This is a genomic window from Streptomyces sp. NPDC019937 (genome assembly GCF_040631655.1).
In the GTDB taxonomy this organism is placed as follows: domain Bacteria; phylum Actinomycetota; class Actinomycetes; order Streptomycetales; family Streptomycetaceae; genus Streptomyces.
The window spans coordinates 194,205-219,034 of record NZ_JBEYAL010000008.1 but is presented as its reverse complement, the minus strand read 5'-3'; the positions used below and the strand labels follow the sequence as shown (position 1 = coordinate 219,034).

Annotated in this window: 24 protein-coding genes; 12 read left to right on the top strand and 12 right to left on the bottom strand. The window is 73.3% G+C overall.

What is annotated here, in order from left to right:
- Nucleotides 1-71: 71 nt before the first annotated feature.
- From ABZ562_RS10660 to ABZ562_RS10640, 5 genes are read right to left on the bottom strand one after another with little or no spacing between them, the layout of a single operon-like run.
- Nucleotides 72-410 (bottom strand): DUF3817 domain-containing protein, encoded by a 339-nt coding sequence (locus ABZ562_RS10660; protein WP_361476375.1) that lies wholly within the window; start codon nucleotides 408-410, stop codon nucleotides 72-74.
- Between the two features lie 52 nt (nucleotides 411-462).
- The gene (locus tag ABZ562_RS10655; RefSeq protein ID WP_361476373.1) at nucleotides 463-987 is read right to left on the bottom strand and encodes a MarR family transcriptional regulator; all 525 of its coding nucleotides are present in this window, start codon (nucleotides 985-987) and stop codon (nucleotides 463-465) included.
- 21 nt (nucleotides 988-1,008) lie between these two features.
- Nucleotides 1,009-2,331: an MFS transporter gene (locus ABZ562_RS10650; RefSeq protein WP_361476371.1), complete on the bottom strand. Its 1,323-nt coding sequence runs from the start codon at nucleotides 2,329-2,331 to the stop codon at nucleotides 1,009-1,011.
- A 42-nt stretch (nucleotides 2,332-2,373) separates the two neighbouring features.
- Complete coding sequence (locus tag ABZ562_RS10645) at nucleotides 2,374-2,667, bottom strand: MTH1187 family thiamine-binding protein (protein ID WP_179936819.1); 294 nt, start codon at nucleotides 2,665-2,667, stop codon at nucleotides 2,374-2,376.
- Complete coding sequence (locus ABZ562_RS10640; protein ID WP_055547622.1) at nucleotides 2,664-3,008, bottom strand: DUF3817 domain-containing protein; 345 nt, start codon at nucleotides 3,006-3,008, stop codon at nucleotides 2,664-2,666. The genes ABZ562_RS10645 and ABZ562_RS10640 overlap by 4 nt, the downstream gene beginning before the upstream one ends.
- 136 nt (nucleotides 3,009-3,144) lie before the next feature.
- Here ABZ562_RS10640 and ABZ562_RS10635 point away from each other — a divergent pair, with 136 nt between their 5' ends.
- The 4 genes from ABZ562_RS10635 (at nucleotide 3,145) to ABZ562_RS10620 (ending at nucleotide 5,681) form a co-directional block, all read left to right on the top strand.
- Nucleotides 3,145-3,783 (top strand): AIM24 family protein, encoded by a 639-nt coding sequence (locus ABZ562_RS10635; RefSeq protein WP_361476368.1) that lies wholly within the window; start codon nucleotides 3,145-3,147, stop codon nucleotides 3,781-3,783.
- Nucleotides 3,783-4,433, top strand: coding sequence for an AIM24 family protein (locus ABZ562_RS10630; protein ID WP_361476366.1), 651 nt, complete (start codon nucleotides 3,783-3,785; stop codon nucleotides 4,431-4,433). Before ABZ562_RS10635 ends, ABZ562_RS10630 begins: the two co-directional genes overlap by 1 nt.
- Complete coding sequence (locus ABZ562_RS10625; protein ID WP_361476364.1) at nucleotides 4,430-5,110, top strand: AIM24 family protein; 681 nt, start codon at nucleotides 4,430-4,432, stop codon at nucleotides 5,108-5,110. Before ABZ562_RS10630 ends, ABZ562_RS10625 begins: the two co-directional genes overlap by 4 nt.
- Before the next feature lie 94 nt (nucleotides 5,111-5,204).
- Nucleotides 5,205-5,681: a MarR family transcriptional regulator gene (locus ABZ562_RS10620; protein WP_361476362.1), complete on the top strand. Its 477-nt coding sequence runs from the start codon at nucleotides 5,205-5,207 to the stop codon at nucleotides 5,679-5,681.
- A gap of 12 nt (nucleotides 5,682-5,693) precedes the next feature.
- Here the strand turns inward: ABZ562_RS10620 and ABZ562_RS10615 are convergent, their stop codons facing one another.
- The 4 genes from ABZ562_RS10615 to ABZ562_RS10600 all read right to left on the bottom strand — a co-directional run bounded on the left by ABZ562_RS10615 (nucleotide 5,694) and on the right by ABZ562_RS10600 (nucleotide 10,005).
- The gene (locus ABZ562_RS10615) at nucleotides 5,694-7,079 is read right to left on the bottom strand and encodes a HAMP domain-containing sensor histidine kinase (RefSeq protein ID WP_361476360.1); all 1,386 of its coding nucleotides are present in this window, start codon (nucleotides 7,077-7,079) and stop codon (nucleotides 5,694-5,696) included.
- On the bottom strand, nucleotides 7,072-7,728 hold the full coding sequence (locus ABZ562_RS10610; protein ID WP_361476358.1) for a response regulator transcription factor: 657 nt from the start codon (nucleotides 7,726-7,728) through the stop codon (nucleotides 7,072-7,074). The genes ABZ562_RS10615 and ABZ562_RS10610 overlap by 8 nt, the downstream gene beginning before the upstream one ends.
- Nucleotides 7,729-7,792: 64 nt before the next feature.
- Nucleotides 7,793-8,758, bottom strand: coding sequence for a methylmalonyl Co-A mutase-associated GTPase MeaB (meaB, locus tag ABZ562_RS10605; RefSeq protein WP_361476356.1), 966 nt, complete (start codon nucleotides 8,756-8,758; stop codon nucleotides 7,793-7,795).
- 65 nt (nucleotides 8,759-8,823) lie between these two features.
- Nucleotides 8,824-10,005, bottom strand: coding sequence for an acetyl-CoA C-acetyltransferase (locus ABZ562_RS10600; RefSeq protein WP_361476460.1), 1,182 nt, complete (start codon nucleotides 10,003-10,005; stop codon nucleotides 8,824-8,826).
- A 155-nt stretch (nucleotides 10,006-10,160) separates the two neighbouring features.
- On the opposite strand from ABZ562_RS10600, the gene mce reads away from it, so the two are divergent.
- From mce to ABZ562_RS10570, 6 genes are all read left to right on the top strand, one after another.
- Nucleotides 10,161-10,601 carry a methylmalonyl-CoA epimerase gene (gene mce / locus ABZ562_RS10595; protein ID WP_361476354.1) on the top strand — a complete coding sequence of 147 codons (441 nt, stop codon included), beginning with the start codon at nucleotides 10,161-10,163 and terminating at the stop codon, nucleotides 10,599-10,601.
- A 252-nt stretch (nucleotides 10,602-10,853) separates the two neighbouring features.
- A complete protein-coding gene (scy, locus tag ABZ562_RS10590) occupies nucleotides 10,854-14,855 on the top strand; it encodes a polarized growth protein Scy (protein WP_361476352.1) in 4,002 nt (1,333 codons plus the stop codon).
- A 203-nt stretch (nucleotides 14,856-15,058) separates the two neighbouring features.
- Entirely contained in the window at nucleotides 15,059-15,997 is a 939-nt protein-coding gene (locus ABZ562_RS10585; RefSeq protein ID WP_361476350.1) for a cellulose-binding protein, read from the top strand.
- A 115-nt stretch (nucleotides 15,998-16,112) separates the two neighbouring features.
- Complete coding sequence (locus ABZ562_RS10580) at nucleotides 16,113-16,862, top strand: hypothetical protein (protein ID WP_361476348.1); 750 nt, start codon at nucleotides 16,113-16,115, stop codon at nucleotides 16,860-16,862.
- An 80-nt stretch (nucleotides 16,863-16,942) separates the two neighbouring features.
- Nucleotides 16,943-18,259 (top strand): ATP-binding cassette domain-containing protein, encoded by a 1,317-nt coding sequence (locus ABZ562_RS10575; protein ID WP_361476346.1) that lies wholly within the window; start codon nucleotides 16,943-16,945, stop codon nucleotides 18,257-18,259.
- The gene (locus ABZ562_RS10570) at nucleotides 18,256-19,236 is read left to right on the top strand and encodes an ABC transporter permease subunit (RefSeq protein WP_361476344.1); all 981 of its coding nucleotides are present in this window, start codon (nucleotides 18,256-18,258) and stop codon (nucleotides 19,234-19,236) included. The genes ABZ562_RS10575 and ABZ562_RS10570 overlap by 4 nt, the downstream gene beginning before the upstream one ends.
- A 27-nt stretch (nucleotides 19,237-19,263) precedes the next feature.
- Here ABZ562_RS10570 and ABZ562_RS10565 read toward each other — a convergent pair whose 3' ends face one another.
- Entirely contained in the window at nucleotides 19,264-19,581 is a 318-nt protein-coding gene (locus tag ABZ562_RS10565) for an ATP/GTP-binding protein (RefSeq protein WP_361476342.1), read from the bottom strand.
- A gap of 207 nt (nucleotides 19,582-19,788) precedes the next feature.
- Between ABZ562_RS10565 and ABZ562_RS10560 the strand changes: the two genes are divergently transcribed.
- Complete coding sequence (locus ABZ562_RS10560) at nucleotides 19,789-20,820, top strand: LLM class flavin-dependent oxidoreductase (protein ID WP_361476340.1); 1,032 nt, start codon at nucleotides 19,789-19,791, stop codon at nucleotides 20,818-20,820.
- Nucleotides 20,821-20,856: 36 nt separating this feature from the next.
- Here ABZ562_RS10560 and ABZ562_RS10555 read toward each other — a convergent pair whose 3' ends face one another.
- Nucleotides 20,857-21,249, bottom strand: coding sequence for an SCO5389 family protein (locus ABZ562_RS10555; RefSeq protein WP_361476338.1), 393 nt, complete (start codon nucleotides 21,247-21,249; stop codon nucleotides 20,857-20,859).
- A gap of 211 nt (nucleotides 21,250-21,460) precedes the next feature.
- On the opposite strand from ABZ562_RS10555, the gene nucS reads away from it, so the two are divergent.
- Nucleotides 21,461-22,123, top strand: coding sequence for an endonuclease NucS (gene nucS, locus ABZ562_RS10550; RefSeq protein ID WP_039937600.1), 663 nt, complete (start codon nucleotides 21,461-21,463; stop codon nucleotides 22,121-22,123).
- Between the two features lie 113 nt (nucleotides 22,124-22,236).
- Here nucS and ABZ562_RS10545 read toward each other — a convergent pair whose 3' ends face one another.
- Nucleotides 22,237-24,819, bottom strand: a complete 2,583-nt coding sequence (locus ABZ562_RS10545) for an ATP-binding protein (RefSeq protein ID WP_361476336.1) — start codon at nucleotides 24,817-24,819, stop codon at nucleotides 22,237-22,239.
- Between the last annotated feature and the right edge of the window lie 11 nt (nucleotides 24,820-24,830).

The following is a 24,830-nucleotide window of genomic DNA, read 5'->3' as shown; positions in this document are numbered from 1 at the left end:
TGTCGATGGCTGACGGCACCGGACGGGCCGACCGGGTGAGCGATCGGCCCGTTGTCGCAGGTCAGAGCGGTTCAGGCCTTCGCGGTCTGCGGCTCGGCGCCGCTGACGAGCGGCTCCAGCTCGCGGGAAACCTTGCGCTCGACGAAGAACGCCGCGGTCGGGATGGTGCCCGCGAGCAGCACCCAGGCCAGCTTGCCGAACGGCCACTTCGCCTTGGAGCCCATGTCGAAGGCGAAGACCAGGTAGAGGACGTACAGCCAGCCGTGCGCGATACCGACGACGCTGGTGAACCCGGCCGCGCCGTCCACGTCCAGCAGATACTTGGCGATCACGCCGAGCGTCAGCAGGATCAGCAGCACACCGGTGATGTAGGCCATGGTCCGGTAGCGGGTCAGGACGCTTCGTTTCATGCGGTTGAGCGTAACCGCCCGTTCCGGGGCGATCTTCGCCGCCCCCAGCGGGTTACGCGCCCTCTTCCCCGGGCTCCTCGAAGTCCTCCGCGGCGATCCGCAGCGGGCGCAGCATCCGGAAGATCTCCCCGCACTCCTCGGCGTCGTACACCCCGAGCCCGAAGTCCATCGCCATCAGGTCGCGGGTGGCCGACTCGACCACCTCGCGGCCCTGGTCGGTGATGGTGGCCAGGGTGCCCCGGCCGTCGGCCGGATTGGGGCGCTTGGCGACCAGACCCGACTTGACCAGGCGGTCCACCGTGTTGGTGACCGAGGTCGGGTGCACCATCAGCCGCTCGCCGATCTTGGACATGGGCAGCTCACCGGATTTGGAGAAGGTGAGCAGCACCAGCGCCTCGTAGCGCGCGAAGGTCAGTCCGTAGGGCTTGACCACCGCGTCGACCTGGCCGAGCAGGATCTGCTGGGCCCGCATGATCGAGGTGATCGCGGCCATCGACGGCACGGATCCCCATCGCTGCTTCCAGCGCTCGTCGGCGCGGGCGATGGGGTCGAACGGGAGGCTGAGCGGCTTCGGCACGGTACCGACCCTACCGGCCGGTCATATCGCGGTCAGCCCGGTCTCACCCCTCGAACCGGGGTCCTGCCCGCCCCCGCGCACCGTGCGCCGCACCTCCAGCGCGGCCGGCAGCGAGCACAGCGCGCCGACACCGCCCGCCAGCGCCGCCACGGCGTGCACCGGCACGGCCTCCGCGACCGCACCCGACACGGCCATCCCCAGGCCCTGCGCGGTCATCAGCCCGGCCGTCAGCACGGTCATCGCCCGGCCGCGCAGCTCCTCCGGCACCGCCGCCAGGAACCACTGGTCCAGGCCGAGGCTGTACGCGATCCCGCAGCCGGTCGTCACCTGGAGGGCCAGCGCCCAGCCGAACGAGGGATTCCAGGCGTACCCGACGGCGGGCAGCGCCGCGAGCACGCCCACCGGCAGCGTCAGCCGGGCCCGTCCGCGCGGCCCCAGCAGGGTCCCCGCCAGCACCTCGCTCACCACCGCGCCGACCGGCATCCCGCACATCAGCAGCCCCAGCCCGGCCGGGCCGAGGCCCTGGGCGTCCGCGTACGGCGTCAGCAGCGCCTCCGGCATCACGACGAACATCGACGGCACCCAGGCCAGCAGCATCAGCGCCCGGACCCGGCGGTCGGCGAACAGCCGCCGGACGCCGCGCAGCGACTCCCCGAGCAGCGCCCCGCCCGCCCCGCCCGCCACCCGGCGCGCGGGGCGGTGGCGGGTGCCGAACCGGAGCAGCAGCGCCGAGCAGCACAGCGCCGCGGCCGTGAGCACGAGGACGGTGCGCGGCGACACCGCGGCCAGCAGCAGCCCGCCCGCCGCGAATCCGGCCAGCTGGGCGCTCTGCGCGGTGATCCGGATGACCGAGCGGCCCAGGACGAACAGATCGCCCTCGCCGACGATGTCGCCGAGCGTGGCCGCCCGGGTGCCGCTGAACACGGGCGAGATCGCCGCGGGGACGCAGCGCAGCGCGAGCAGCACGGCCACCGGCATCCCGGGCACCGTCATGGCGGCCACACAGCCCGCGTGCACCAGATCGCACCCGACGAGGACCCGGCGGGCCGGGTAGCGGTCGGCGACGGAGGACAGCAGGGTGCCGCCGATCACGTACGGCAGCAGCGCGGTCGCGAAGGTGAGGGCACTGAGGAGGGGCGATCCGGTGAGCCGGTAGACGAGGACGGACAGCGCGATCCCGCCGGCCATCTCGCCCAGCATGGAGATGAGGTGCGCGGCGAAGACGGTGCGGAACTCCGGGACGGCGAAGACGGCGCCGTAGCCGGGGCGCGGCGCCGGTCCGGGTACGGCGGCGGGGCGTAACGCGCCCGGGTCCGCCGCCCCGGACCCTGAGGTTGTCGTCATGCCCTCAGCCTGCCCGCGCGGGCGGCCCGGCTCCAGATGACGCTACGCCGAGAGGTGCCGCTCCACGGTGTCCACCTTGGAGGTGAGGCCGTCCGTCACGCCCTGGCGGATGTCGGCCTTCAGGACGACGGAGACGCGCGGGGCGCGCGCCTCCACCGCCGCCACGGCGCGCTTGACCACGGCCATGACCTCGTCCCACTCGCCCTCGATCGAGGTGAACATCGCGTCCGTGCGGTTCGGCAGGCCCGACTCGCGGACCACCCGCACCGCGTCCGCGACGTACTCCCCCACGTCCTCGCCGACACCCAGCGGGGTCACCGAAAAGGCGACGATCATACGTTGACCACGCCCTCGCGGCGGGCCCGGGCCGCGATCACACCGGCCTCGGCCTCGCGCTTGAGCTTGCGCTCGGCGAAGAAGCCGCCGGTGGGCAGGACGGAGAGGACGAAGTAGAGCGCGGCGGTCTGCCAGCCCCACTTGGTCTTGTTCCAGGCGTCCGCCCAGAAGACCACGTAGAGGATGAAGAGGACGCCGTGCACCATGCCCATCACCGGCACCGCGTTGAAGTCCGTCGTGCGCTTGAGCACCGAGCAGACGAGCAGCAGCAGGAAGGACACGGCCTCGGGCGCGGAGACCAGGCGGAGCCGGCGCAGCGCGGTGGCGGTCTTGAAGTCCACGAGAGCACCTTCGCATGAGGAGACACGGACAACGGATCGGAACAGGTGCTTGTGAAGCCATGCACAAGCGCTCCTATTGTCGCAGCCTCACCCGCGATCATTTCTCCAGGGTGGCGGGACCGATACGGTCGGCTCCGTGGCTCACTTTCGGCTCCAGGGATCCAGGGTGCTCGCCGTCGACCTGACCGGCGACTCCGTGAAGGCGAAGAACGGCGCGATGGTCGCGTACGAGGGGGACATGACCTTCAAGAAGAGGACGGGCGGCGGTGAGGGGCTGCGCGGCATGGTGACGCGGCGGCTCACCGGCGAACAGATGGAGGTCATGGAGGTGAAGGGGCACGGCACGTGCTACTTCGCCGACCGGGCGAGCGAGATCAACCTGGTGTCGCTGCACGGCGAGAAGCTGTACGTCGAGTCCGGGAACCTGCTGTGCACGGACGCGGCGCTGCGCACCGGCACCTCCTTCACCGGGCTGCGCGGCTCCGCCCAGGGGAACGGGCTGTTCACCACGACCGTGGAGGGCACCGGCCAGGCGGCGATCATCTCGGACGGCACGGCGATCGTGCTGCGCGTCACCCCGCAGACCCCGCTCCAGGTCGACCCGGGCGCGTACGTCGCCCACACCGGCGACCTGCGGCAGCACTTCCAGTCGGGCGTGAACTTCCGCGCACTGATAGGCGAGAGCGGGGGCGAGGCATTCCAGATCCGCTTCGAGGGCGAGGGACTGGTGTACGTGCAGCCCAGCGAGCGCAACACGATCGGGGGCGAGGTCTGATGCCGTTCACCACGCTCACCTCCCGCATGGTGGAGGCCCAGGTGACGCCCGGCCAGACGCTGTTCAGCCAGCGCGGCGCGATGCTGGCGTACCGCGGCCAGGTGCGGTTCACCCCCAGCATCACCGGCGGTCAGCGCGGGGTGATGGGCATGATCGGGCGGCGGGTGGCCAACGAGGCGACGCCGCTGATGACCATAGAGGGCCAGGGCACCGTGATGTTCGGCCACGGCGGCCACCACGTGCAGGTGATCGACCTGGTCGGCGACACGCTGTACGTGGAGTCGGACCGGCTGCTGGCGTTCGACGGCTCGCTGCGCCAGGGCACGATGTTCCTGGGGTCGCAGGGCGGGGTGATGGGCCTGGTGCGCGGCCAGGTGACCGGGCAGGGGCTGTTCACCACCACGCTGGAGGGGCGGGGTTCGGCGGCGGTGATGGCGCACGGCGGGGTGATCGAGCTGCCGATCCAGCCGGGCCGTCCGGTCCATGTCGATCCGCAGGCCTATGTAGCCCACCGGGGTGATGTCCGCAATAAGCTCTCGACGGCCCTCGGCTGGCGCGACATGGTGGGCCGCGGCTCGGGGGAGGCCTTCCAGCTGGAGCTGTCCGGCACCGGCACGGTCTACGTCCAGGCATCGGAGGAGAAGCTGTGAACGGCCCCGTCATCCACGACGCGTACACGCTGCCCGCCGACGACAACGTCAATCCGTACGCCTTCAGCGTGGAGCTGGACGGGCAGTGGTTCCTGCAGAAGGGGAAGATGGTCGCCTACTACGGGCAGATCGGCTTCCAGGGGATCGGGCTCGGCCGGCTCGACCGGCTCGTCGCGGGCAGCTTCCACTCGCCCCTGCACGCCGCCGAGTGGGTGGTGGCCGAGGGCAAGGGCAAGATGGTGCTCGCGGACCGCGCCTTCGACGTCAACTCCTATGACCTGGACGAGGGGAACCTCACCATCCGGTCGGGCAATCTGCTCGCCTTCCAGCCGTCGCTGGCGCTGAAGCAGTCGATCGTGCCGGGCTTCCTGACGCTCATCGGGACGGGGAAGTTCGTGGCGGCGTCCAACGGGCCCGTGGTCTTCATGGAGCCGCCGATCCGGGTCGATCCGCAGGCGCTGGTGGGCTGGGCGGACTGCCCCACGCCCAACCACCACTACGACCACGAGTATCTGCGCGGGGTCATGGGCGGCATCCGGGCGCACACCGGGCTCGGGGGCACATCGGGTGAAGAGCACCAGTTCGAGTTCGTGGGCGCCGGGACCGTGCTGCTGCAGTCCACGGAGGAGCTGATGGCGGAGATAGCCGTCGGCGAGACAGGGGGTACCGGTTCGTGAGCGCGAGGACGCGGAGTGTAACGTCGAACAGGTGACCTCTAGCCCGAGACAACCATTGGTTCGGAATTCAACTTCTATAGGTAGAATACATCCCATGGAGACCGAGAACGGCACGCGCTGGCTCAGCGACGAGGAACAGCGCGCCTGGCGCACCCACCTGGACGTCAGCCGGCTGCTGACCTACCAGCTCGAACGGGACCTCCAGCCGTTCGGCCTGACCATGAACGACTACGAGATCCTGGTCAACCTCTCGGAGTCGGAAGAGCACCGGATGCGGATGAGCGACCTCGCCTCCGCCACCCTGCAGTCCAAGAGCCGTCTCTCCCATCAGATCACCCGGATGGAGAACGCCGGGCTGGTCCGCCGCGAGAACTGCGAATCCGACCGGCGCGGGCTGTACGCCGTCCTCACCGAGCACGGCTGGGACACCATGCGCAAGGTCGCGCCCCATCATGTCGAATCGGTGCGCAAGCACTTCATCGACCTGCTCGCCCCGGCGGACCTGGAGTCGCTGTACGGGTCGCTGGTGCCCGTGGCCGACCATCTGCGCGCCGAGCGCGGCCGGGTCTAGACCGCCGGCGCCTCAGCCCGCGAGCGGCAGCCGCACCTCGAACAGGGCTCCGCCGCCCGGCGCCTCACCCACGGTCAGCGTGCCGCCGTGCCGCTGCACCACGTCCCGCGCGATGGCGAGGCCGAGCCCGGCCCCGCCGTCGTCGCGGCTGCGGGCGTCGTCCAGCCGTACGAACCGCTCGAAGATCCGCTCCCGTTCGGCCTCCGGCACCCCGGCGCCGTCGTCGGCGACCGCGACCACGCCCTCGGCGCCGTCCGCCCGCACCGACACCCGCACCTCGCCGCGCGCGTGCCGCTGGGCGTTGTCGACCAGATTGCCCAGCACCTGGGTGAGCTGCCCGCGCGAGCCCGTGGCGGCCACCTCCGCCAGCTCGGTGCGCACCGGCACCCGGTCCCCGGTCCGCTGCTCCACCGCCTGGCGCACCAGCGCGTCCAGCCGCACCCTGCCGTCCCCCCGGGGCCGCTCCCCCGCGTCCAGCCGGGCCAGCAGCAGCAGATCGGCCGCCAGCCGCTGGAGCCGCACCACGTCCTCGACCGCGCCCGGCAGGTCCAGCAGGTCGGGGTGGGCCACGCCCACCTCCAGCTGGGTGCGGAGCGAGGCCACCGGGGAGCGCAGCTCGTGCGAGGCGTCGGCCACGAACGCCCGCTGCCGCTCCACCGACGCCTCCAGCGCGGTCAGCGTCTCGTTGGTCGTCCGGGCCAGCCGTGCCACCTCGTCGTGCGAGCCGGGCTCGGGCACCCGCCGGGACAGGTCCGTGCTCGCCGTGATCGCGGCCATCTCCCGCCGGATCCCCTCCACCGGCCGCAGCGCGCGCCGCGTCACCAGCCAGGTCACGGCGGCGACCACGAGCAGCAGCAGCGGCAGCCCGATCAGCATCGCCCGCCCCACCGTGCCGACCGCGTCGCGCTGGGTGGCCAGCGGCGCGCCCGCGTAGACGGTGACGTCCCCGCCGTGCGGGTCGGTGGCCTCCACGGCCGCCCAGCGGTAGTCGGCGGTCGTGCCGTCGATCCGGGCGGAGCCGTCGGCGTACCGCACGTCCCCGTCGACCTCGCCCTCCTCGCGCTCGCCGTCCGGCGGCACGGACACCGGACGCACCGACCGGCTGCCCGTCCCCGTCACGGCCTCCAGGTCCTCGCTGACCGCCCGCACCCGGCGCTTGTCGTCCACCACCTGCACGGGGGCGTCGTCGCCGAGGTCCAGGGCGCGGTAGCCGGTCCCGGCGGCTATCTTCGAGGCCACCCCGCGCGCCTCCACCTGGGCGTGCAGCCCGGCCTGGTCCGCCAGGTTGCCGCGCAGCACCTGGAGCACCGCGAGCCCCGCGGCCACCAGCGCCACGGCCACCACCACGGTCGCGCCGAGCGCGGCCCGCGCACGTACCGAACCGAACGCCCTACGCACGGAGCCGGTACCCCGCTCCCCGCACGGTCTCGATGAACCCGGGACCCAGCTTGCGGCGCAGCGCGCTCACGTACACCTCGACGATGTTGGGGTCGCCGTCGTACGCGAAGTCCCAGACGTGCTCCAGGATGTCCGCCTTGGAGCAGACGTCGCCGCCGTTCGCCGCCAGGTGCTCCAGCACCGAGAACTCCTTGGCGGTCAGCGCCACCTCGTCCCCGTCCCGCTCCACCCGGCGCGCGCCCCGGTCCACCACGAGCGCCCCCACCCGCACCACGGGTGAGGCCCCGGCGCCGCGCCGCCGCAGCAGCGCCCGGATGCGGGCGACCAGCACGACGTACGAGAACGGCTTGGTCAGGTAGTCGTCGGCGCCGGTGTCCAGGCCCTCCGCCTCGTCGTACTCGCCGTCCTTCGCCGTGAGCATCAGGATCGGCACCTCGCTCCCGGCCGCCCGCAGGGCGCCGCAGACGCGGTAGCCGTTCAGCCCCGGCAGCATGATGTCGAGGACGATCAGGTCGTACGTGCCCTCCTGGGCCCGGTGCAGCCCTTCCCGTCCGTCGTGCACCACATCCACCGCGAACCCCTCGGCCCGCAGCCCCTTGGCGAGCGACAGGGCGAGCCGCCGCTCGTCCTCCACGATCAGCAAACGCATGGGGGCAAGCGTCGCAGAGCCCACCTGAAGGATTCTTCAGGTGGGCTCCGGGACGCGGCTGCCGCTACGAGCCCTCGGTGACCCCCGCCACCAGTTCGTCCGCCGCCGCGTACGGGTCCAGCTCGCCCGCGACGACCCGCTCCGCCAGCACGCCCAGGCGGCGGTCGCCGTGCAGATCGCCGATCCGGGCCCGCAGCGCGGTCACCGCGATGGTCTCGACCTCGCCCGCCGCCCGCCGCATCCGGCGCTCGGCCAGCACTCCGTGCTCCTCCATCCACGCCCGGTGCTTCTCCAGGGCCTGGACGACCTCGTCGGTGCCCTCGGCGCGCGCCGCCACGGTCTTCACGATCGGCGGCCGCCAGTCCCCCGCCGCCCGGGCCTCGCCCAGGCCCAGCATGTGGTTCAGCTCCCGGGCGGTGGCGTCGGCGCCCTCCCGGTCGGCCTTGTTGACCACGTACACATCGCCGATCTCCAGGATCCCGGCCTTGGCCGCCTGGATGCCGTCGCCCATGCCCGGGGCGAGCAGCACCATGGTCGTATCGGCCTGGGCGGCGATCTCCACCTCCGACTGGCCGACGCCGACCGTCTCCACGATCACCACCTCGCACCCGGCCACGTCCAGTACCCGGATGGCCTGCGGGGCGGCCCAGGCGAGGCCGCCCAGATGGCCGCGGGTGGCCATGGAGCGGATGTAGACGCCGGGGTCCGAGGCGTGCTCGGACATCCGGATCCGGTCGCCGAGGAGCGCGCCGCCCGAGAACGGCGAGGAGGGGTCGACCGCGAGCACCCCGACCCGCTTGCCCGCCCTGCGGTACGCCGAGACGAGCGCGGAGGTCGACGTGGACTTGCCGACCCCCGGCGAACCGGTCACCCCGACCACGTACGCGCCCTGCGCCAGCGGCGCCAGCGCGGCCATCACCTCGCGCAGCCGCGGGGAGTCGCCCTCGATCAGCGAGATGAGCCGGGCGACCGCGCGCGGCCGCCCCTGCCGGGCCTGCTCCACCAGCGTGGGCACATCAGCGTCAGCCATGGGTGCCGCGCTCCTCATCACTCGTACGGACGGAATCACTCGTACGGAACAACCGCACGGGCCGGTTATGCCCCCGGGACGCGGACGATCAGCGCGTCGCCCTGGCCGCCCCCGCCGCACAACGCCGCCGCCCCGACGCCGCCGCCGCGCCGCCGCAGCTCCAGGGCCAGGTGCAGCACGATGCGGGCGCCGGACATGCCGATGGGGTGGCCGAGGGCGATCGCGCCGCCGTTCACGTTCACCTTTTCGGGGGAAAGGCCCAGGTCCTTCATCGACTGCACGGCGACCGCGGCGAACGCCTCGTTGATCTCGATCAGGTCAAGATCGTCGACCGTCAGCCCCTCCTTGCCCAGCGCGTGCGCGATCGCGTTGGACGGCTGGGACTGCAGCGAGTTGTCGGGCCCGGCCACATTGCCGTGGGCGCCGATCTCGGCGATCCACTCCAGGCCCAGCTCCTCGGCCTTGGCCCGGCTCATGACGACGACGGCGGCCGCCCCGTCCGAGATCTGCGAGGACGACCCGGCCGTGATCGTCCCGTTCCCGCCGCCGGCGAAGGCCGGGCGCAGCTTGGCCAGGGACTCCACGGTGGTCTCGCCGCGGATGCCCTCGTCCTTGGCGAAGACGACCGTGTCGCCCTTGCGCTGCGGGATCTCGACCGGGGTGATCTCGGCGTCGAACAGGCCGTTCTTCTGGGCGGCGGCGGCGCGCTGGTGGGAGCGGGCGGCGACCTCGTCCTGCTCGGGGCGGCCGATGCCGAGCCGGGTGTTGTGCGCCTCGGTGGACTCGCCCATGGCGACGTTCTCGAAGGCGTCGGTCAGGCCGTCGTGGGCCATGGCGTCGAGCATCTGGATCGCGCCGTACTTGTGGCCGTCGCGGGAGCCCGGCAGCAGATGCGGCGCGTTGGTCATGGACTCCTGGCCGCCGGCCACCACGATGTCGAACTCCCCGGCCCGGATCAGCTGGTCGGCCAGCGCGATCGCGTCCAGTCCGGACAGGCACACCTTGTTGACGGTGAGGGCGGGCACGCTCATCGGGATACCGGCCTTGACGGCCGCCTGACGTGCGGGGATCTGCCCGGCACCGGCCTGCAGCACCTGCCCCATGATCACGTACTGCACCTGGTCGCCGGTGACCCCGGCCCGCTCCAGCGCGGCCTTGATCGCGAAGCCGCCCAGGTCGGCACCGGAGAACGAGCGCAGGCTACCGAGGAGGCGGCCCATGGGGGTGCGGGCTCCCGCCACAATCACTGAGGTCGTACGAGTCATGGTGCGTTCCTCCACGAGGAGAAGGAAGTTAACGAGGGTTATCGTCAATGTACTGACGAGTACCCGCCCGGTCACCGCCCCATCGGTGTGATCGCGCGCACGTTGCGTAACCGGCTGTGCAGCGGTGCACTAAGCCCATGCTGACGAGAATCGACCACATCGGGATCGCCTGCTTCGACCTGGACAAGACCGTCGAGTTCTACCGTGCCACGTACGGCTTCGAGGTGTTCCACACCGAGGTCAACGAGGAGCAGGGGGTCCGCGAGGCCATGCTCAAGATCAATGAGACCTCGGACGGCGGGGCCTCCTACCTCCAGCTGCTGGAACCGACCCGGGAGGACTCCGCGGTCGGCAAGTGGCTGGCGAAGAACGGTGAGGGCGTCCATCACATCGCGTTCGGCACCGCGGACGTCGACGCCGACTCCGAGGCCATCCGCGGCAAGGGGGTCCGGGTGCTGTACGAACAGCCCCGACGTGGGTCGATGGACTCGCGCATCACCTTCCTCCACCCCAAGGACTGCCACGGGGTGCTGACCGAACTCGTGACCGCGGCGGCACCCGGTGAAGCGGACCACTGAAGCGGACCACTGACCTACCCCTTCCCCGGCCGGTAGAGTGCAGGCTCGGCCGGGGTACGGGAATCGAAAGGGATCGGGGTCCGGCCCGGGCTGAGCCGATGATCTGACACCATTTCTTCGGAAGGGCCAGCTCCGGTCCGCCCGGCACGCATCACGCCGGGTCGGGGCCGCGAGGGACCGCAAGGGACTGCCAGGAACCGCGCGGTACGGAGCCGGCCGCCAACGCGACCAGGGGACGGATGGGACCGCGCAGTGCGGGGCTACGACCGCTACGAGCCTGACGATCACCTCTCGAAGTTCGAGGCCGAGATGGAGCGGCTGAAGAACGAGCGGGAGAAGGCCGTCCAGCACGCCGACGACCTCGGCTACCAAGTCGAGGTGCTGCGCGCCAAGCTGCACGAGGCGCGGCGCGCGCTGGCGAGCCGTCCTGCCTACGACAGCGCCAACCTCGGCTACCAGGCAGAGCAGTTGCTGCGGGACGCCCAGCTCCAGGCGGAGCAGGTGCGCGCCGACGCCGAGCGCGAGCTGCGGCAGACCCGTGCCCAGACCCAGCGGCTGCTGCAGGAGCAGGCCGAGCAGCAGGCCCGGCTCGAAGCCGAGCTGCACGCCGAGGCGGTGGCCCGCCGTCAGCGCCTGGACCAGGAGCTGGCCGAGCGCCGCGCCACCGTCGAGTCGCACGTCAACGAGAACGTCGCCTGGGCCGAGCAGCTGCGCGCCCGTACCGAGGCACAGGCCCGCCGGCTGCTGGAGGAGTCCCGGGCCGAGGCCGAGCAGGCGCTCGCCGCCGCCCGCGCCGAGGCCCAGCGCCTCGCCGACCAGGCCAGGGACCGGCTGGGCTCCGAGGCGGAGACGGCCCGCGCCGAGGCCGAGGCGATCCTGCGCCGGGCCCGCACCGAGGCCGAGCGGCTGCTGAACAAGGCGGGGGCGCAGGCCCAGGAGGCCACCGAGCACGCCGAGCAGCTGCGCACCTCCACCGCCCAGGAGTCGGACCAGGCCCGCCGGCACGCCGCCGAGCAGACCCGCGCCGCGGAGGCGCGGATGCTGGAGGCCGAGACGGCGCTGCGCGCGGCGCGCGCCGAGGCCGAGAAGGTGCTCGGCGAGGCGAAGGACGCCGCGGCCAAGCGGCTTTCGGCCACGGAATCGGACAATGAGCAGCGCGCCCGCACCGCCAAGGCGGAGGTCGCCCGGCTGGTCGGCGAGGCCACCAAGGAGGCCGAGGCGATCCGCGCCGAGGCCGAGCAGCTGCGGGACGACGCCCGCGCCGAGGCGGAGCGGCTGATCTCCGAGGCCGGTGAGGACGCCCGGGCCCGGGTCGCCGAGGACTCGGCGGCGCAGCTGGCCAAGGCGGCGCGCAGCGCCGAGGAGGTGCTGTCCCGCGCCTCGGAGAAGGCGCAGGCCACCACCAAGGCGGCGGCCGAGGAAGCGGAGCGGATCCGGCGCGAGGCCGAGGCGGAGGCCGACCGGCTGCGCTCGGAGGCGCACGACACCGCCAACCAGCTCAAGGGCGCGGCGAAGGACGACACCAAGGAGTACCGCGCCAAGACCGCCGAGCTGCAGGAGGAGGCGCGCCGGCTGCGCGGCGAGGCCGAGCAGCAGCGGTCGGAGGCGATCGCCGAGGGCGAGCGGATCCGGGCCGAGGCGCGCCGCGAGGCGGTCGAGCAGATCGAGGAGGCGGCCAGCACCGCCGAGGAGCTGCTGACGAAGGCCAAGCAGGACGCGGAGGAGACGCGTTCGGGCGCGACCCACGAGAGCGAGCGGGTCCGCACCGAGGCCATCGAGCGGGCGAACGCGCTGCGCCGGCAGGCGGACGAGCTGCTGAAGCGGGCCCGCGGCGAGGCCGAGGAGCTGGTGACCTCGGCCGAGGAGCAGGCCGAGCGGGTCAAGGAGGAGGCGGCCCGGACCGCCGAGGAACTGCGCGAGGAGGCCGAGCAGGCGGCCGAGGCGCGGCGCAGCGAGGCCGAGGCCGAGCTGACCCGGCGGCACGAGGAGGCGGAAGCCCGGTTCAGCTCCGCCGAGCAGGAGCTGAACGACGCGCGGACCGAGGCCGAGCGGCTGCGCCGGGAGACCACCGAGGACATCGAGCGGCAGCGCGCCGAGTCCGCGGAGCGGCTGGAGGCCCTGCGTCAGCAGGCCGAGGAGGAGGCCGACCGGCTGCGCGACGAGGCCGCCGCCGACGCGTCCAACGCGCGCGCCGAGGGCGAGTCGGTGGCGGTGCGGCTGCGGAGCGAGGCCGCCTCGGAGGCCGAGCGGCTGCGGAGCGAGGCGCAGGAGACCGCGGACCGGGTGCGGGCGGAGGCGGCGAGCGCCGCCGAGCGGATCGGCGCCGAGGCCGCCGAGGTCCTGGCCGCCTCCCAGGAGGAGGCGGCGCGCCGCCGCCGCGAGGCCGAGGAGCTGCTGGGCGACGCCCGCGAGGAGGCGCAGCGGGAGCGTACGGCGGCGCGCGAGCAGGGCGAGGAGCTGCTGGCGGCGGCCCGGACCCGGGTGAGCGAGGCGCAGGCCGAGGCGCAGCGGCTGGTCGAGGAGGCCGAACGGCACGCGGCGGACCTGGTGTCGGCCGCCGAGCAGCACGCGCAGTCCGTACGGGACTCCGTCGCGGGGCTGCACGAGCAGGCCGAATCGGAGATCACCGGGCTGCGGCAGGCCGCCGAGCACGCGGCGGAGCGCACCCGGCACGACGCGCAGGAGGAGGCCGACCGGGTCCGCGCGGACGCGTACGCGGAGCGGGAGCGCGCCTCGGTCGACGCCTCACGGGTGCGGCGGGCCGCGCACGAGGAGTCGGAGGCCGCCAAGGCGCTCGCGGAGCGTACGGTCGCGGAGGCGATCGCCGAGGCGGAGCAGCTGGGCGCGCGCTCCCGCGACGAGGCCAACCGGCGCCGCTCGGAGGCCGCGGAGCAGGCGGACCGGCTGCTGGCCGAGGCGAACCACGAGGCCGAGCGGCTGCGCGCCGAGGCCGACGAGACGCTGGACGAGGCGCGCAGGAGCGCCAACAAGACCCGCGCGGAGGCCGCCGAGCAGGCCGACACGCTGGTCAGCGGCGCCACGGAGGAGGCGCAGCGGATCGTCGCCGAGGCCACGGCGCGGTCGCAAGCGCTGCGGACGGAGGCGTCGGACGCGCGGGCGACCGCCGAGCAGGACGCGGCGCGCACCCGGGCGCAGGCCCGCAGCGACGCCAACAACATCCGCGCGGAGGCGGCGGCCCAGGCCGACCGGCTGGTCACCGAGGCGTCGAACGAGGCGGACCGGCTGCTCGCGGAGTCCACCGCCGAGGCCGAGCGGCTGCGTACCGAGGCCGCGGAGACGGTCAGCTCGGCGCAGCAGCACGCGGCGCGCACCCGCGCCGAGTCCGAGCGGGTCGCCGCGGAGGCGGCGGCCGAGGCGGAGCGCATCCGCGCCGAGGCGCAGAACGAGTCCGACCGGCTGGTGGACCAGGCCCGCGAGGACGCCAACAAGCGCCGCTCCGACGCGGCCGAGCAGGCGGACCGGCTGGTCACCGAGTCCGCGGCGGAGGCCGAGCGGCTCACCGCCGAGGCCCAGGAGTCCGCGCTGCAGGCGACGGCCGCGGCCGAGGAGCAGGCGGACGTCATGGTGGGCGCGGCCCGCCAGGAGGCCGAGCGGCTGGTGTCCGAGGCCACCGCGCAGGCCAACGGTCTGGTGGAGAAGGCCCGTACGGACTCCGACACCATGCTGGCCGAGGCCCGCGGCGACGCCACCGCCATCCGGGAGCGCGCCGAGGAACTGCGGGCGACGACGGCGGCCGAGGTGGAGGAGCTGCACGAGCGGGCCCGCCGGGAGTCGGCGGAGCAGATGAAGGCGACCGGCGAGCGGGTCGACAAGCTCGTCGCGGCGGCGACCGCCCAGCTGATGAAGGCCGAGGAGAAGGCGAAGACGCTGGTCTCGGAGGCGGAGACCGAGGCGAGCCGGGTGCGGATCCAGGCCGTGAAGAAGGCCGAGGGACTGCTGAAGGAAGCCGAGCAGAAGCGGATCGAGGCCGAGAAGGACGCCGAGCGCACCAAGTCCGAGGCGACGGCGGAGGCGAAGGAGATCGTCGACGAGGGCAAGCGCGAGCTGGAGCTGCTCAAGCGCCGCCGCGAGGACATCAACGCCGAAATCACCCGTGTCCAGGACGTCCTGGAGGCGTTGGAGTCTTTCGAGACCCCCGCGTCGGGCGGCGCGGGCGGCAAGGACAACGGCGGAGTCAAGACGGCGGCGGGAGCGGGAGCGACGCGGTCGAGTGGAAAGCGGTCCGATGGGTAGGGGAACACGGTCCGACGGATAGGGCCTGGCTGCACCCGGCGTGTCGTGTCCGTATCATCCCGACGAGTGACAAGGTCTCCGTCTTACGTCCACTCAAAAGGCTGGACATTCTCCAGATCAAACGGACGTTGACTCGATGACACGCCGTTCGGCCCCCTAGGATTTGCTCTATCACCTCACCGGTCTCTTTCGACAGGAACCCCATGAGCGACACTTCCTCCCCCTTCGGCTTCGAGCTCGTGCGGCGTGGGTACGACCGCGGTCAGGTGGACGACCGCATTACCAAGCTCATCGCCGACCGCGACAGCGCGCTGTCCCGCATCACCTCGCTCGAGAAGCGCATCGAGGAGCTGCACCTCGAGACGCAGAACGCGCAGGCCCAGATCAATGACGCGGAGCCGTCCTACGCAGGCCTCGGCGCCCGGGTCGAGAAGATCCTCCGCCTCGCCGAGGAAGAGGCGAAGGACCTGCGCGAGGAGGCCCGCCGGGCCGCCGAACAGCACCGTGAGCTGGCCGAGTCCTCCGCCCAGCAGGTCCGCAACGACGCCGAGGCGTTCGCCGCCGACCGCAAGGCCAAGGCCGAGGACGAGGGCGCGCGGATCGTCGAGAAGGCGAAGGGCGAAGCCACCACGCTGCGTCAGGAGGCGCAGAAGGACGCCCAGTCCAAGCGCGAGGAGGCGGACTCCCTCTTCGAGGAGACCCGCGCCAAGGCCGCGCAGGCCGCCGCCGACTTCGAGACCAACCTGGCCAAGCGCCGGGAGCAGTCCGAGCGCGACCTGGCCTCCCGTCAGGCCAAGGCCGAGAAGCGGCTCGCGGAGATCGAGCACCGCGCCGAGCAGCTGCGCCTGGAGGCCGAGAAGCTGCGCACCGACGCCGAGCGCCGCGCCCGCCAGACGGTGGAGACCGCGCAGCGCCAGGCCGAGGACATCGTGGCCGACGCGAACGCCAAGGCGGACCGCATCCGCAGCGAGTCCGAGCGCGAGCTGGCGGCGCTGACCAACCGGCGCGACAGCATCAACGCCCAGCTGACCAACGTCCGCGAGATGCTGGCCACGCTGACCGGCGCGGCGGTGGCCGCGGCCGGGAACCCGGGCGAGGAGGAGGCCGTCTCCCGCGGCGTCCCGGCGCAGCAGACCCGGTGACGCTCGGTCACGACTTAGCGCTCCGTGCCCCGTGCCGCCGACAGTAGCGGCGCGGGGCACACGCATGTCCAAGCGCCCCGCCCCCTCGGGCCGTGGCTCGCGTAGCCTCGGGAGCGTGGACGACCTCAGCCTCGCCGCGCTCGGCTTCGGCGACGTGCCCGCCGAGGCACCGCTCAGCTATCCCGGGCGGCCCGTCACCACGCCGACGCTGCTCACCGGCGGCGAGCTGCGCCCCCTCGACCCGGCGCTCCTGGCCCGGTACCGGCACCGGCATCCCGTCATCGCGGTCGGGTCCAACGCCTCGCCCGCCCAGCTGCACCACAAGCTCAGCCGGCCCGGGCACCCCGCCACCGTGCCCATGGTGCCGGTCCGGGTGCACGGGATCGCGGTCGGCTGCTCGGCGCACATCGCCCGGTACGGGTACGTCGCCTCCGCCCCGTACGGCGAGCCGGGCGCCCGCACGCCCCTCGTCGTCAGCTGGCTCGACGACGCGCAGCTGGCCGTCGTGGACCGCACCGAGGTGCCCAACTACCGGCGGGTCCGGCTGCCCGGGGCGGACTTCCCGATGGTGCTGCCGTCCGGGGAGCGGCTGGACGCGGCGTATCTCTACGTCAGCACGCACGGCGTGCTCACCGCGCCCGGCGACGGCGGGCGGCCCCTGCCGGGCGGCGGCGACCAGGGCGCGCTGCTGACCCGGCTGCTCGCCTCCTCCGCGCGGCTGCGGGACCTCCTCGGCCCCGATCCCGCCGCCTGGATCGGCCGGGCGGGCGCGGACGCGGCGGTGCGGACGGCGGGCACCCGGGTGTTCCACGACGAGGGCTGGGCCCGGCCACAGGATCACGATCCGCTCTCAACCCTGCCGTGAAGGGAACCGCCAGGTGGCCGATAGGCTCCTAAGCCTCACGGGGGCGAGGCGCCCCGACCCATTCGCACGAGGGGCGGAGCATGATCGAGGCAGTCGGCCTGACGAAACGCTATGGCGACAAGACGGCCGTGTACAACCTGTCGTTCCAGGTGCGGCCCGGCGCCGTCACCGGCTTCCTGGGTCCGAACGGCTCGGGCAAGTCGACCACGATGCGCATGATCCTCGGACTCGACGAGCCCACCGCGGGACACGTCACGGTCGGCGGCTACCCCTTCCGCAAGCTGCCCAACGCCCCGCGCCAGGTCGGCGCGCTCCTCGACGCCAAGGCCGTGCACGGCGGCCGCAGCGCCCGCCAGCACCTGCTGTGCCTCGCCCAGCTGTCCGGCATCCCGGCCCGCCGGGTGGACGAGGTGCTGGGCGTGGTCGGCCTGCAGAACGTCGCCCGCAAGCGCTCCAAGGGCTTCTCGCTCGGCATGGGCCAGCGCCTGGGCATCGCGGCCGCGCTGCTCGGCGACCCGCAGGTGCTGCTCTTCGACGAGCCGGTCAACGGTCTGGACCCCGAGGGCATCCTGTGGGTCCGCAACCTCATGAAGCAGCTGGCCTCCGAGGGCCGCACGGTCTTCGTCTCCAGCCACCTCATGAGCGAGATGGCGCTCACCGCCGACCAGCTGATCGTCATCGGCCGCGGGCAGCTGCTCGCGGACATGAGCGTCAAGGACTTCATCTCGTACAACTCGGCGGACTTCGCCCGGGTCCGCACCCCCGACGGCGAACCGCAGCAGCGCGAGAAGCTGACCGCCGCGCTGAGCGAGGCCGGTGGCCAGGTGCTGCCGGAGCAGGACGGCGCCCTGCGGGTGACCGGGCTGCCGCTGCCGCGCATCAGCGACCTGGCGCACTCGGCGGACGTCCGGCTGTGGGAGCTGTCCCCGCACCAGGCGTCGCTGGAGGAGGCGTACATGCGGATGACGCAGGGCGCCGTGGACTACCGCTCGACGGCCGACCAGCGGGCCGGGCTGCAGCAGCCGCCCGCCGGATACGGCCCGCAGGGCGGGGCGTACGGCTACGCGCCGGGCGCGCCGGGCGTTCCGGGGCAGCCGCCCGGGCCGTACCCGCCCGGGACCGTGATGCCGGGGTACGCCGAGCCGCCCGCCCCGCCGCAGGGCGCCGCCCCGGGCCAGGGCGCGGCCCCGGCGCAGGGCGCGGCCCCGGCGCAGGGCGCGGCACCGGCGCAGGGCGCGGCACCGGCGCAGGGCGCGGCACCGGCGCCGCCCGCCGCCGCGCCCGCGCAGCCGCCGGCCGCTCCCCCGGTCCAGCCGCCCGCCGCCCCGGCCCGGCCGCCCGCCTCCGCCTCCGCACCCGCCGACCTGACCAAGCGCGACAACGAGGACGCCCGATGACGACGCCGTACCAGCAGCAGGGCCAGGCGCCCGTCCCGCCGCAGACTCCGCCCCAGGCACCGCCGCAGCAGCCGTACGCTCAGCAGCCACCGCAGCACCAGGCGCCCCAGCACCAGGCGCCGCACATCCCGCCGGGGTACGTCTCGCCGCCTCCCGGCGCGCCCGCGCAGCCGTACGCCGCCGTGGGCACCTACACCTCGCCGATCCCGATCCAGCGCACCCACCTCGGGAACGCCCTCGCCTCCGAGTGGACCAAGATCAAGTCGGTGCGCTCGACGATCTGGACGCTGAGCGTCATGGCCGCGCTGGTGGTCGGGATCGGGTTCCTGGCATCGGCGGGCACCGACGACGGCGACTACGCCAGCGCCCCCACCACCCTCCCCGGGTTCTTCGGCGCCCTGCTCGGTCAGCTGTGCATCGTCACCCTCGGCGTGCTGGTGATCTCGTCCGAGTACGGCACCGGCATGATCCGCACGACCTTCACCGCCTCCCCGGCCCGCGCCCGGGTGCTGACCGCCAAGGCGCTGGTCTTCTTCGCGCTCTCGTTCGTCACCACGACCCTCTCGCTCGCCCTCGTGGCCTTCATCAGCTCCGGGATGCACAGCGGTCCGGGCGTCATGGACCCGACCAACGACCAGCTGATCGGCGCGACCCTCGGCGTCGGGCTGTATGTCTCCCTGCTGGGGCTGCTCTCACTCGCCGTCGGCAGCATGCTGCGGCACTCGGCCGGTGCGATCACCACGATGCTGGGTGTGGTGCTGCTCCCGTCGATCCTCCCGGCGTTCCTGATGATGTCGCCGAGCCTGGCCGAGCTGGGCACGCAGATGCAGAAGTACTCCTCGCCCTTCGCGCTGGCCGCGCTCTTCCAGATCGATGACTCGGTGGGCTCCGGCTGGTCGCAGCTGGGCGTGCTGGGTGGCATCACCGCGGCGGCCTTCGTCGGGGCGTTCGTGCTGCTGGAGAAGCGCGACGTGTAGCGACGACGGCGCGCGGCCGCCGCGGGATCAGTACCGCGGGGCGTTACGGGACCGCTGGAGCTTGGCGCTCCGGCGGTCCCGCGCGTTCCAGCAGGCCTTGTGCCAGTGGCGCCGGTCGTCCACGCCCATGTGCTGCTGCCAGGCCACCACATGCGGCACCCCGGGCGGGATCTCCTGGTCGCACCCGGGGCAGCGGTAGTGCTTGGCGGCGGCCCCGCCGCCCACCATCCGCACCACCCACTCCTCGCCCTGCCAGCTCTCGGTGCGCTCCAGCCCGTAACGGTCCGTGCCCACGCGGTCAACGGACTTCTCGCCACCTCGGGGACGGTTTCGGCGTGGAGACACGGGGCACCTCGACAGGGCTGGGAGCTACTGACTGTGACCAGCGTACGCGCTACGGTCACGCACCCGGTAAGTCGTCATCCACAACCACGCTCAGATCATCATGAAAGATACGTGCCAGACCGTGCCCTTGGCACGTGTCAGACGTTAATGCCAGTGAGGGGGATGCCCACGTCGGCGATGGAGCCACGACAAGGGAGGCAGCAGGCGATGCGTGTGGGGGCTTTCATTCTGGCCGCTCAATTTCCCGGCCAAGGACAGGAGGAGGCGCTGCACCGGGCGGTCCGCTCGGCCGAACTGTCCGAGGCCGCCGGGCTCGACGCGGTCTGGCTCGCCGAGCACCACTTCGTGCCGTACGGCGTCTGCCCGTCCGCCGTCACCCTCGCCGCGCTCCTGCTGGGACGTACCCGGCGCATAGGCGTCGGTACTGCGGTGAGCGTACTTCCGACCGCGCATCCCGTCGCGCTGGGTGAGCAAGCGGCACTGCTGCATCTCAGCTCCGGTGGCCGCTTCACCCTCGGCGTCGGGCGCGGTGGCCCCTGGGTGGACCTGGAGGTCTTCGGCGCCGGGCTGGGGGCCTACGAGCACGGCTTCCCCGAAGCGCTCGACCTGCTGCTGCGCTGGCTGCGGGAGCCCCGGGTGGGGGCGGACGGCGAGCGCTTCGCGTTCCGCGAGGTCCCGGTCGTACCGCGCCCGGACGACCCGGGCCGGACCGGCGCCCCGCCCGTGATCATGGCGTGCACCTCGCCTGGCAGTGTGCGGCTGGCCGCCGAGCGCGGGCTGCCCATGCTGCTCGGCATGCACTGCGGGGACGAGGAGAAGGCCGAGGCGGTCGGCCTGTGGAAGAAGTCCGCGCTGGCCGCGGGCCGTTCCCCCGAGGAGGTCGCGGCGGTGGCGGCGGAGCACGTCTCGGCCGGGGTGGTGCAGATCGAGGACGCGCGCCCCGCGGCACGTGAGACCCTGACCAAGGCGATGCCGGGATGGTTACGGCAGGGGCTGGGCGCCCATGTCACCGTCGACGGCCGGGAGCGCCGGATGCGCGACCCCGCCGGCTACGCGGAGCTGCTGTGCGAGCTGCACCCGGTGGGACCGCCCCGGCTGTGCGCCGACCGGCTGGCGGCGACCGCGGAGCGCACCGGCATCACGCGCTTCGCGCTGATGGTGGAGGGGTCGGGCGATCTGGCGGCCACGGAGCAGAACGTACGGCGTCTCGGTGGTGAAGTGCTGCCGCTCCTGCTCTGACACACCTCCCCCTGGTGGAGCGGCAGCGACATCGCGTCAGCAGTCGCGCAGCGTGGGCGACTGGTTCAGCAGCTGTCCCCGGACCGAGGTGAAGCGGGCCAGGCGCTCGTCGGCCGACGGGTCGAGCGGGAAGACCGCCACCCGATGGCAGTTCTGGAAGGCCAGCCGCACCCCGAAGTGGCGCTGGAGCGCGCCCCGTATCGCGTCACTCGCCAGCGCGCGGAGCAGCTGCCCGCGGGCCTGCTCGTCCGGCGGCGGCGTCTGGTTGTCGGCGAACTCCCCGCCGTCGACCTTCAGCTGGGCCACCAGAGAACTGATCATCTCCCATGCGTACGGTAGGGAGTTCCGGACGCAGTCGACGAATGCGGCTTCGTCGACCTCGCCTCGCTCGGCCTGTTCCAGAAGGGCCGGTGAGACGTCGAGCGACATGGGTTCTCCTCTCGCGACCCCGAACGCGGGGTCTCAGGGATGGGATGGGCGGACGGCGACGCAGCGTACCCGTCCGGCGACCGCCCGCTTCAAAGGTATTCCGGCCACTGTGCCCGCACCACCAGAATGGGCACACAACCAGCCAATGCTGAACGGGTCCATCGCCGGACGAATCGCGTGGAGCCTTCGTGGTCGAGTAGCGTTGCGGACCATGCGTCTCGTCATCGCCCGGTGCTCCGTGGACTACGCCGGCCGCCTCACCGCCCACCTTCCCTCGGCACCCCGCCTGATCCTCGTCAAGGCCGACGGCAGTGTGTCCATTCACGCGGACGACAGGGCCTACAAACCCCTCAACTGGATGTCTCCGCCGTGCACGCTGAAGGAAGGCGATGACAATGTGTGGACGGTCGTGAACAAGGCGGGCGAGAAGCTCATCATCACCATGGAGGACGTTCTCCATGATTCCTCGCATGAACTCGGGGTGGACCCCGGGTTGATCAAGGACGGCGTGGAAGCCCATCTGCAGGAGCTGCTCGCCGATCGGATCGAGACACTGGGCGATGGCTGGACGCTTATTCGGCGTGAATACCCCACTGCCATTGGCCCCGTGGACATTCTCTGCCGTGACGCGGACGGCACGACGGTGGCCGTCGAGATCAAGCGGCGGGGTGAGATCGACGGCGTCGAGCAGCTCACGCGCTATCTCGAACTGCTCAACCGGGATCCGCACCTGGCCCCGGTCAAGGGCGTCTTCGCCGCCCAGGAGATCAAACCGCAGGCCCGTGTCCTCGCCACCGACCGTGGCATCGGGTGCGCCGTCCTCGACTACGACGCGCTGCGCGGCATCGAGGACGACAAGCTCCGCCTCTTCTGACCCCCCGGGACCCACCTATTCCGGCCACGGCGGCCGAACAAGCCCCGGCCGGTTTGCGGTGCCTGTCCCCCACCGGACCCCCGTACGCCCCGAGGACGTACGGGGGTCCCGCCTTACGCCGTGGTGCTCGATGGGGTCGTGGTGGACGCCGACTGGCTCGGGGGCGGGCCGCCGGCCGTGTTCGACGTGGTGTTCGTCGGTGACGTCGTCGGGGTGTCCGTCGGAGTGTGGGGCGGCGGCGTCGTGGGGGATGTGGGGGCGTCCGTCGGGGTGTGCGTCGGCTCGTGCGTGGGTTCCTGCGTCCTCGGCGGCGACGTCGGCGCCGACGGGCTCTGGGGCTGCGTCGGCTCACCGCTCGTGGACGGGTCCGTCGGCCCACTCGTCCCGCTCGGGGTTCCGCTGCTCGTCGGTGCCGAAGACGGCGACGACAGCGGCACATTGCTCGGCCCCGGCTGGGGCGCACCCTGGCGGGGGGCGTTCGACGGCTCGTCGGCCGTCAGGTCCTTGTCGTCGTCCTGCCGCGAGGCCGATTCACGCGGCTTGACCCGGTCGGGCGCGTCCTTGTCGTCATCGCCGCCGAAGGCACCCAGGGTGACTACGGTGCCGAGGACGGCCACCAGCAGCGCACCGGCTCCCGCCGCGACCAGGTTGCGCCGGCCCCCGGTCAACGCGAGGGCTCGTAGCCCCTTCTTCTTGGCGGGCGGTGCCGCGAACGTCGTGGTGACGGCGGCCACCGGGGGTATCTTCGTGGTCTCGGCCACCACCGGGGTGACGATCGTGGTGGCGTTCGCCCCCGGAGCCGGGGCCGGCTCCGGTTCCGCTGCCGGCTCGGGTGCCGGCTCCAGTGCCGGTGCCGGTTCCGCCGGACGCGTCCGCGCGACGCCCGGGCCGAACGCACCGGCCATCGCCGCGCCCGTACGGTCGCTCACCAGCGCCAGCGCCCTGCGCCCCGCGACCGTGCCGCGCTTGTCTGCGAGGGCGCCGCGCAGCCCGATGGACGCCTCCAGCTCGGCACGGGCCCGGTCGAGGTTGCCGGTGCACAGGGCGAGGACGCCCAGCTCGTGGTGGAAGTACGCCTCGTCGGCGACCTGTCCGGCCAGCCGCGCCGCCTCCTGGCCGTGGCGTACGGCGCGTTCCCACGCGCCCCAGTGCAACGCCGCCGCGAAGGCGGGGGCGGCGGCCCGGGCCAGCTCCACGGCGGCGTCGGCGTGGCCGGCTTCCCGGTCGGAGACCAGGGCGGCCATCGCGGCGAGTATCGCGTCCGCCTCGACGGCGACCCGCTCGGGGGCCACCGAGGGGTGACCGGCCCACCAGGTGTAGTGCTGGGCCACGGTGTGCGCCCGCCCGGCGGACTCGGCCGCGTCGCCCGCGTACCCCTCCGCCGCGAGCTGGGCGGCCACCCCGGCCGCCAGCCGGTAGTGCGGGCCGACGGTGGTGGCCAGGCCGTGGGCGAGCAGTTCGCCGAGGGCGGCGTCCGCGTGCGGGTCGTCGGTGAGGGCGGGCAGATGGGCCTGGTGCGGGCATTCGCCGCCGAGCGCGACCGCGAACCGCAGGGCGTCGCGGGCCGCCTCGCCCAGCCCCGCGGCGAGCAGCGCGGCCGGGGCCGCGGCCTCGGGGATCGAGGGCAGCGGGGCCGCGTCCCGCGGCTCGGCGTCAGCCTCGGCCGCGTCCGCCACCGCCGCCTCGCGCTGCCGCAGCAACGCCCCCGCCTGTACGAACCGCAGCGGCAGCCCCTCCGACTCGAACCACAGGTCCGCCGCCCAGCTCGCCTCGTCCTCCTCCAACGGGCGCCGCAGGGCCCGCTCCAGCAGTTCCAGACCGGCGGTGCGGCTGAGCCCCGGGAGGGAGACCTCTTCGAGGTGCGAACCGGCGGACGGGGCCGGGACGTCCGGCGTGGCGGAGATCAGGAAGGCGCATTCCGGCGTCGCGTCGAGGAATTCGTCGAGCGCCGCGCCGCCGAACTCGATGTCGTCGAGGACGACGACCGCGCCGATCTCCTGCACCGCCTCCAGCAGTTCCGCCCGGTCGGGCCGGTGGAGCGGGGCGCGGTAGACGGCGGCGTACAGGTCGTACAGCAGGTCGGTGGGGGTGCGGTGGTAGCCGGAGAGCCGTACGACGCCGTCGGGCGCCAGGCGTTCGCAGTCCGTGGCGACGGCCTCCAGCAGCACGCTGCGCCCGGCGCCGGAGGGTCCGGTGACCCGTACGGAGCGGCCGCGGGCCAGCAGCCGGGCCAGCCGCTCGCGCTCCTCGTCGCGCTCCAGCATCGGCAGGTCGGGCACCACCGTGCCGGACGGCCGGGGCGCGGCCGCGGCCCGGCGCAGCTCGGCGCGCTGGTCGGGGGTGTGCCGCTCGGGCCGGGCTCGCCGGGCGGACCGCTCGGCGGGCGGGCAGGGCTCTATCTCGCTGCCGTCCACGGGGTTGATCGTCAGCAGATGGTCGCCGGCGACGATGCGTACGGTACGGACCGGCCCGGGGTCGGCGGTGCCCTCCGCCCCCTGCAGGGCGGCCGAAGCACCGCCCCGGGCGGGCCGCCGGGCGGGCAGAGCCGGCCGCGCGTCCGCGTCCGGCGGCGGCTGCTGCGGCGCGGCGGCGGCATCCGCGTCCCGCGGCTGCTGCGGCGCGGCGGCGGCGTCCGCGGAACGCGGGCTCGGGTCGTCGTGGCCGTGCTCATGCGGTGCGCGGTTGTGCTGCTCCATGGCCCTGTGCC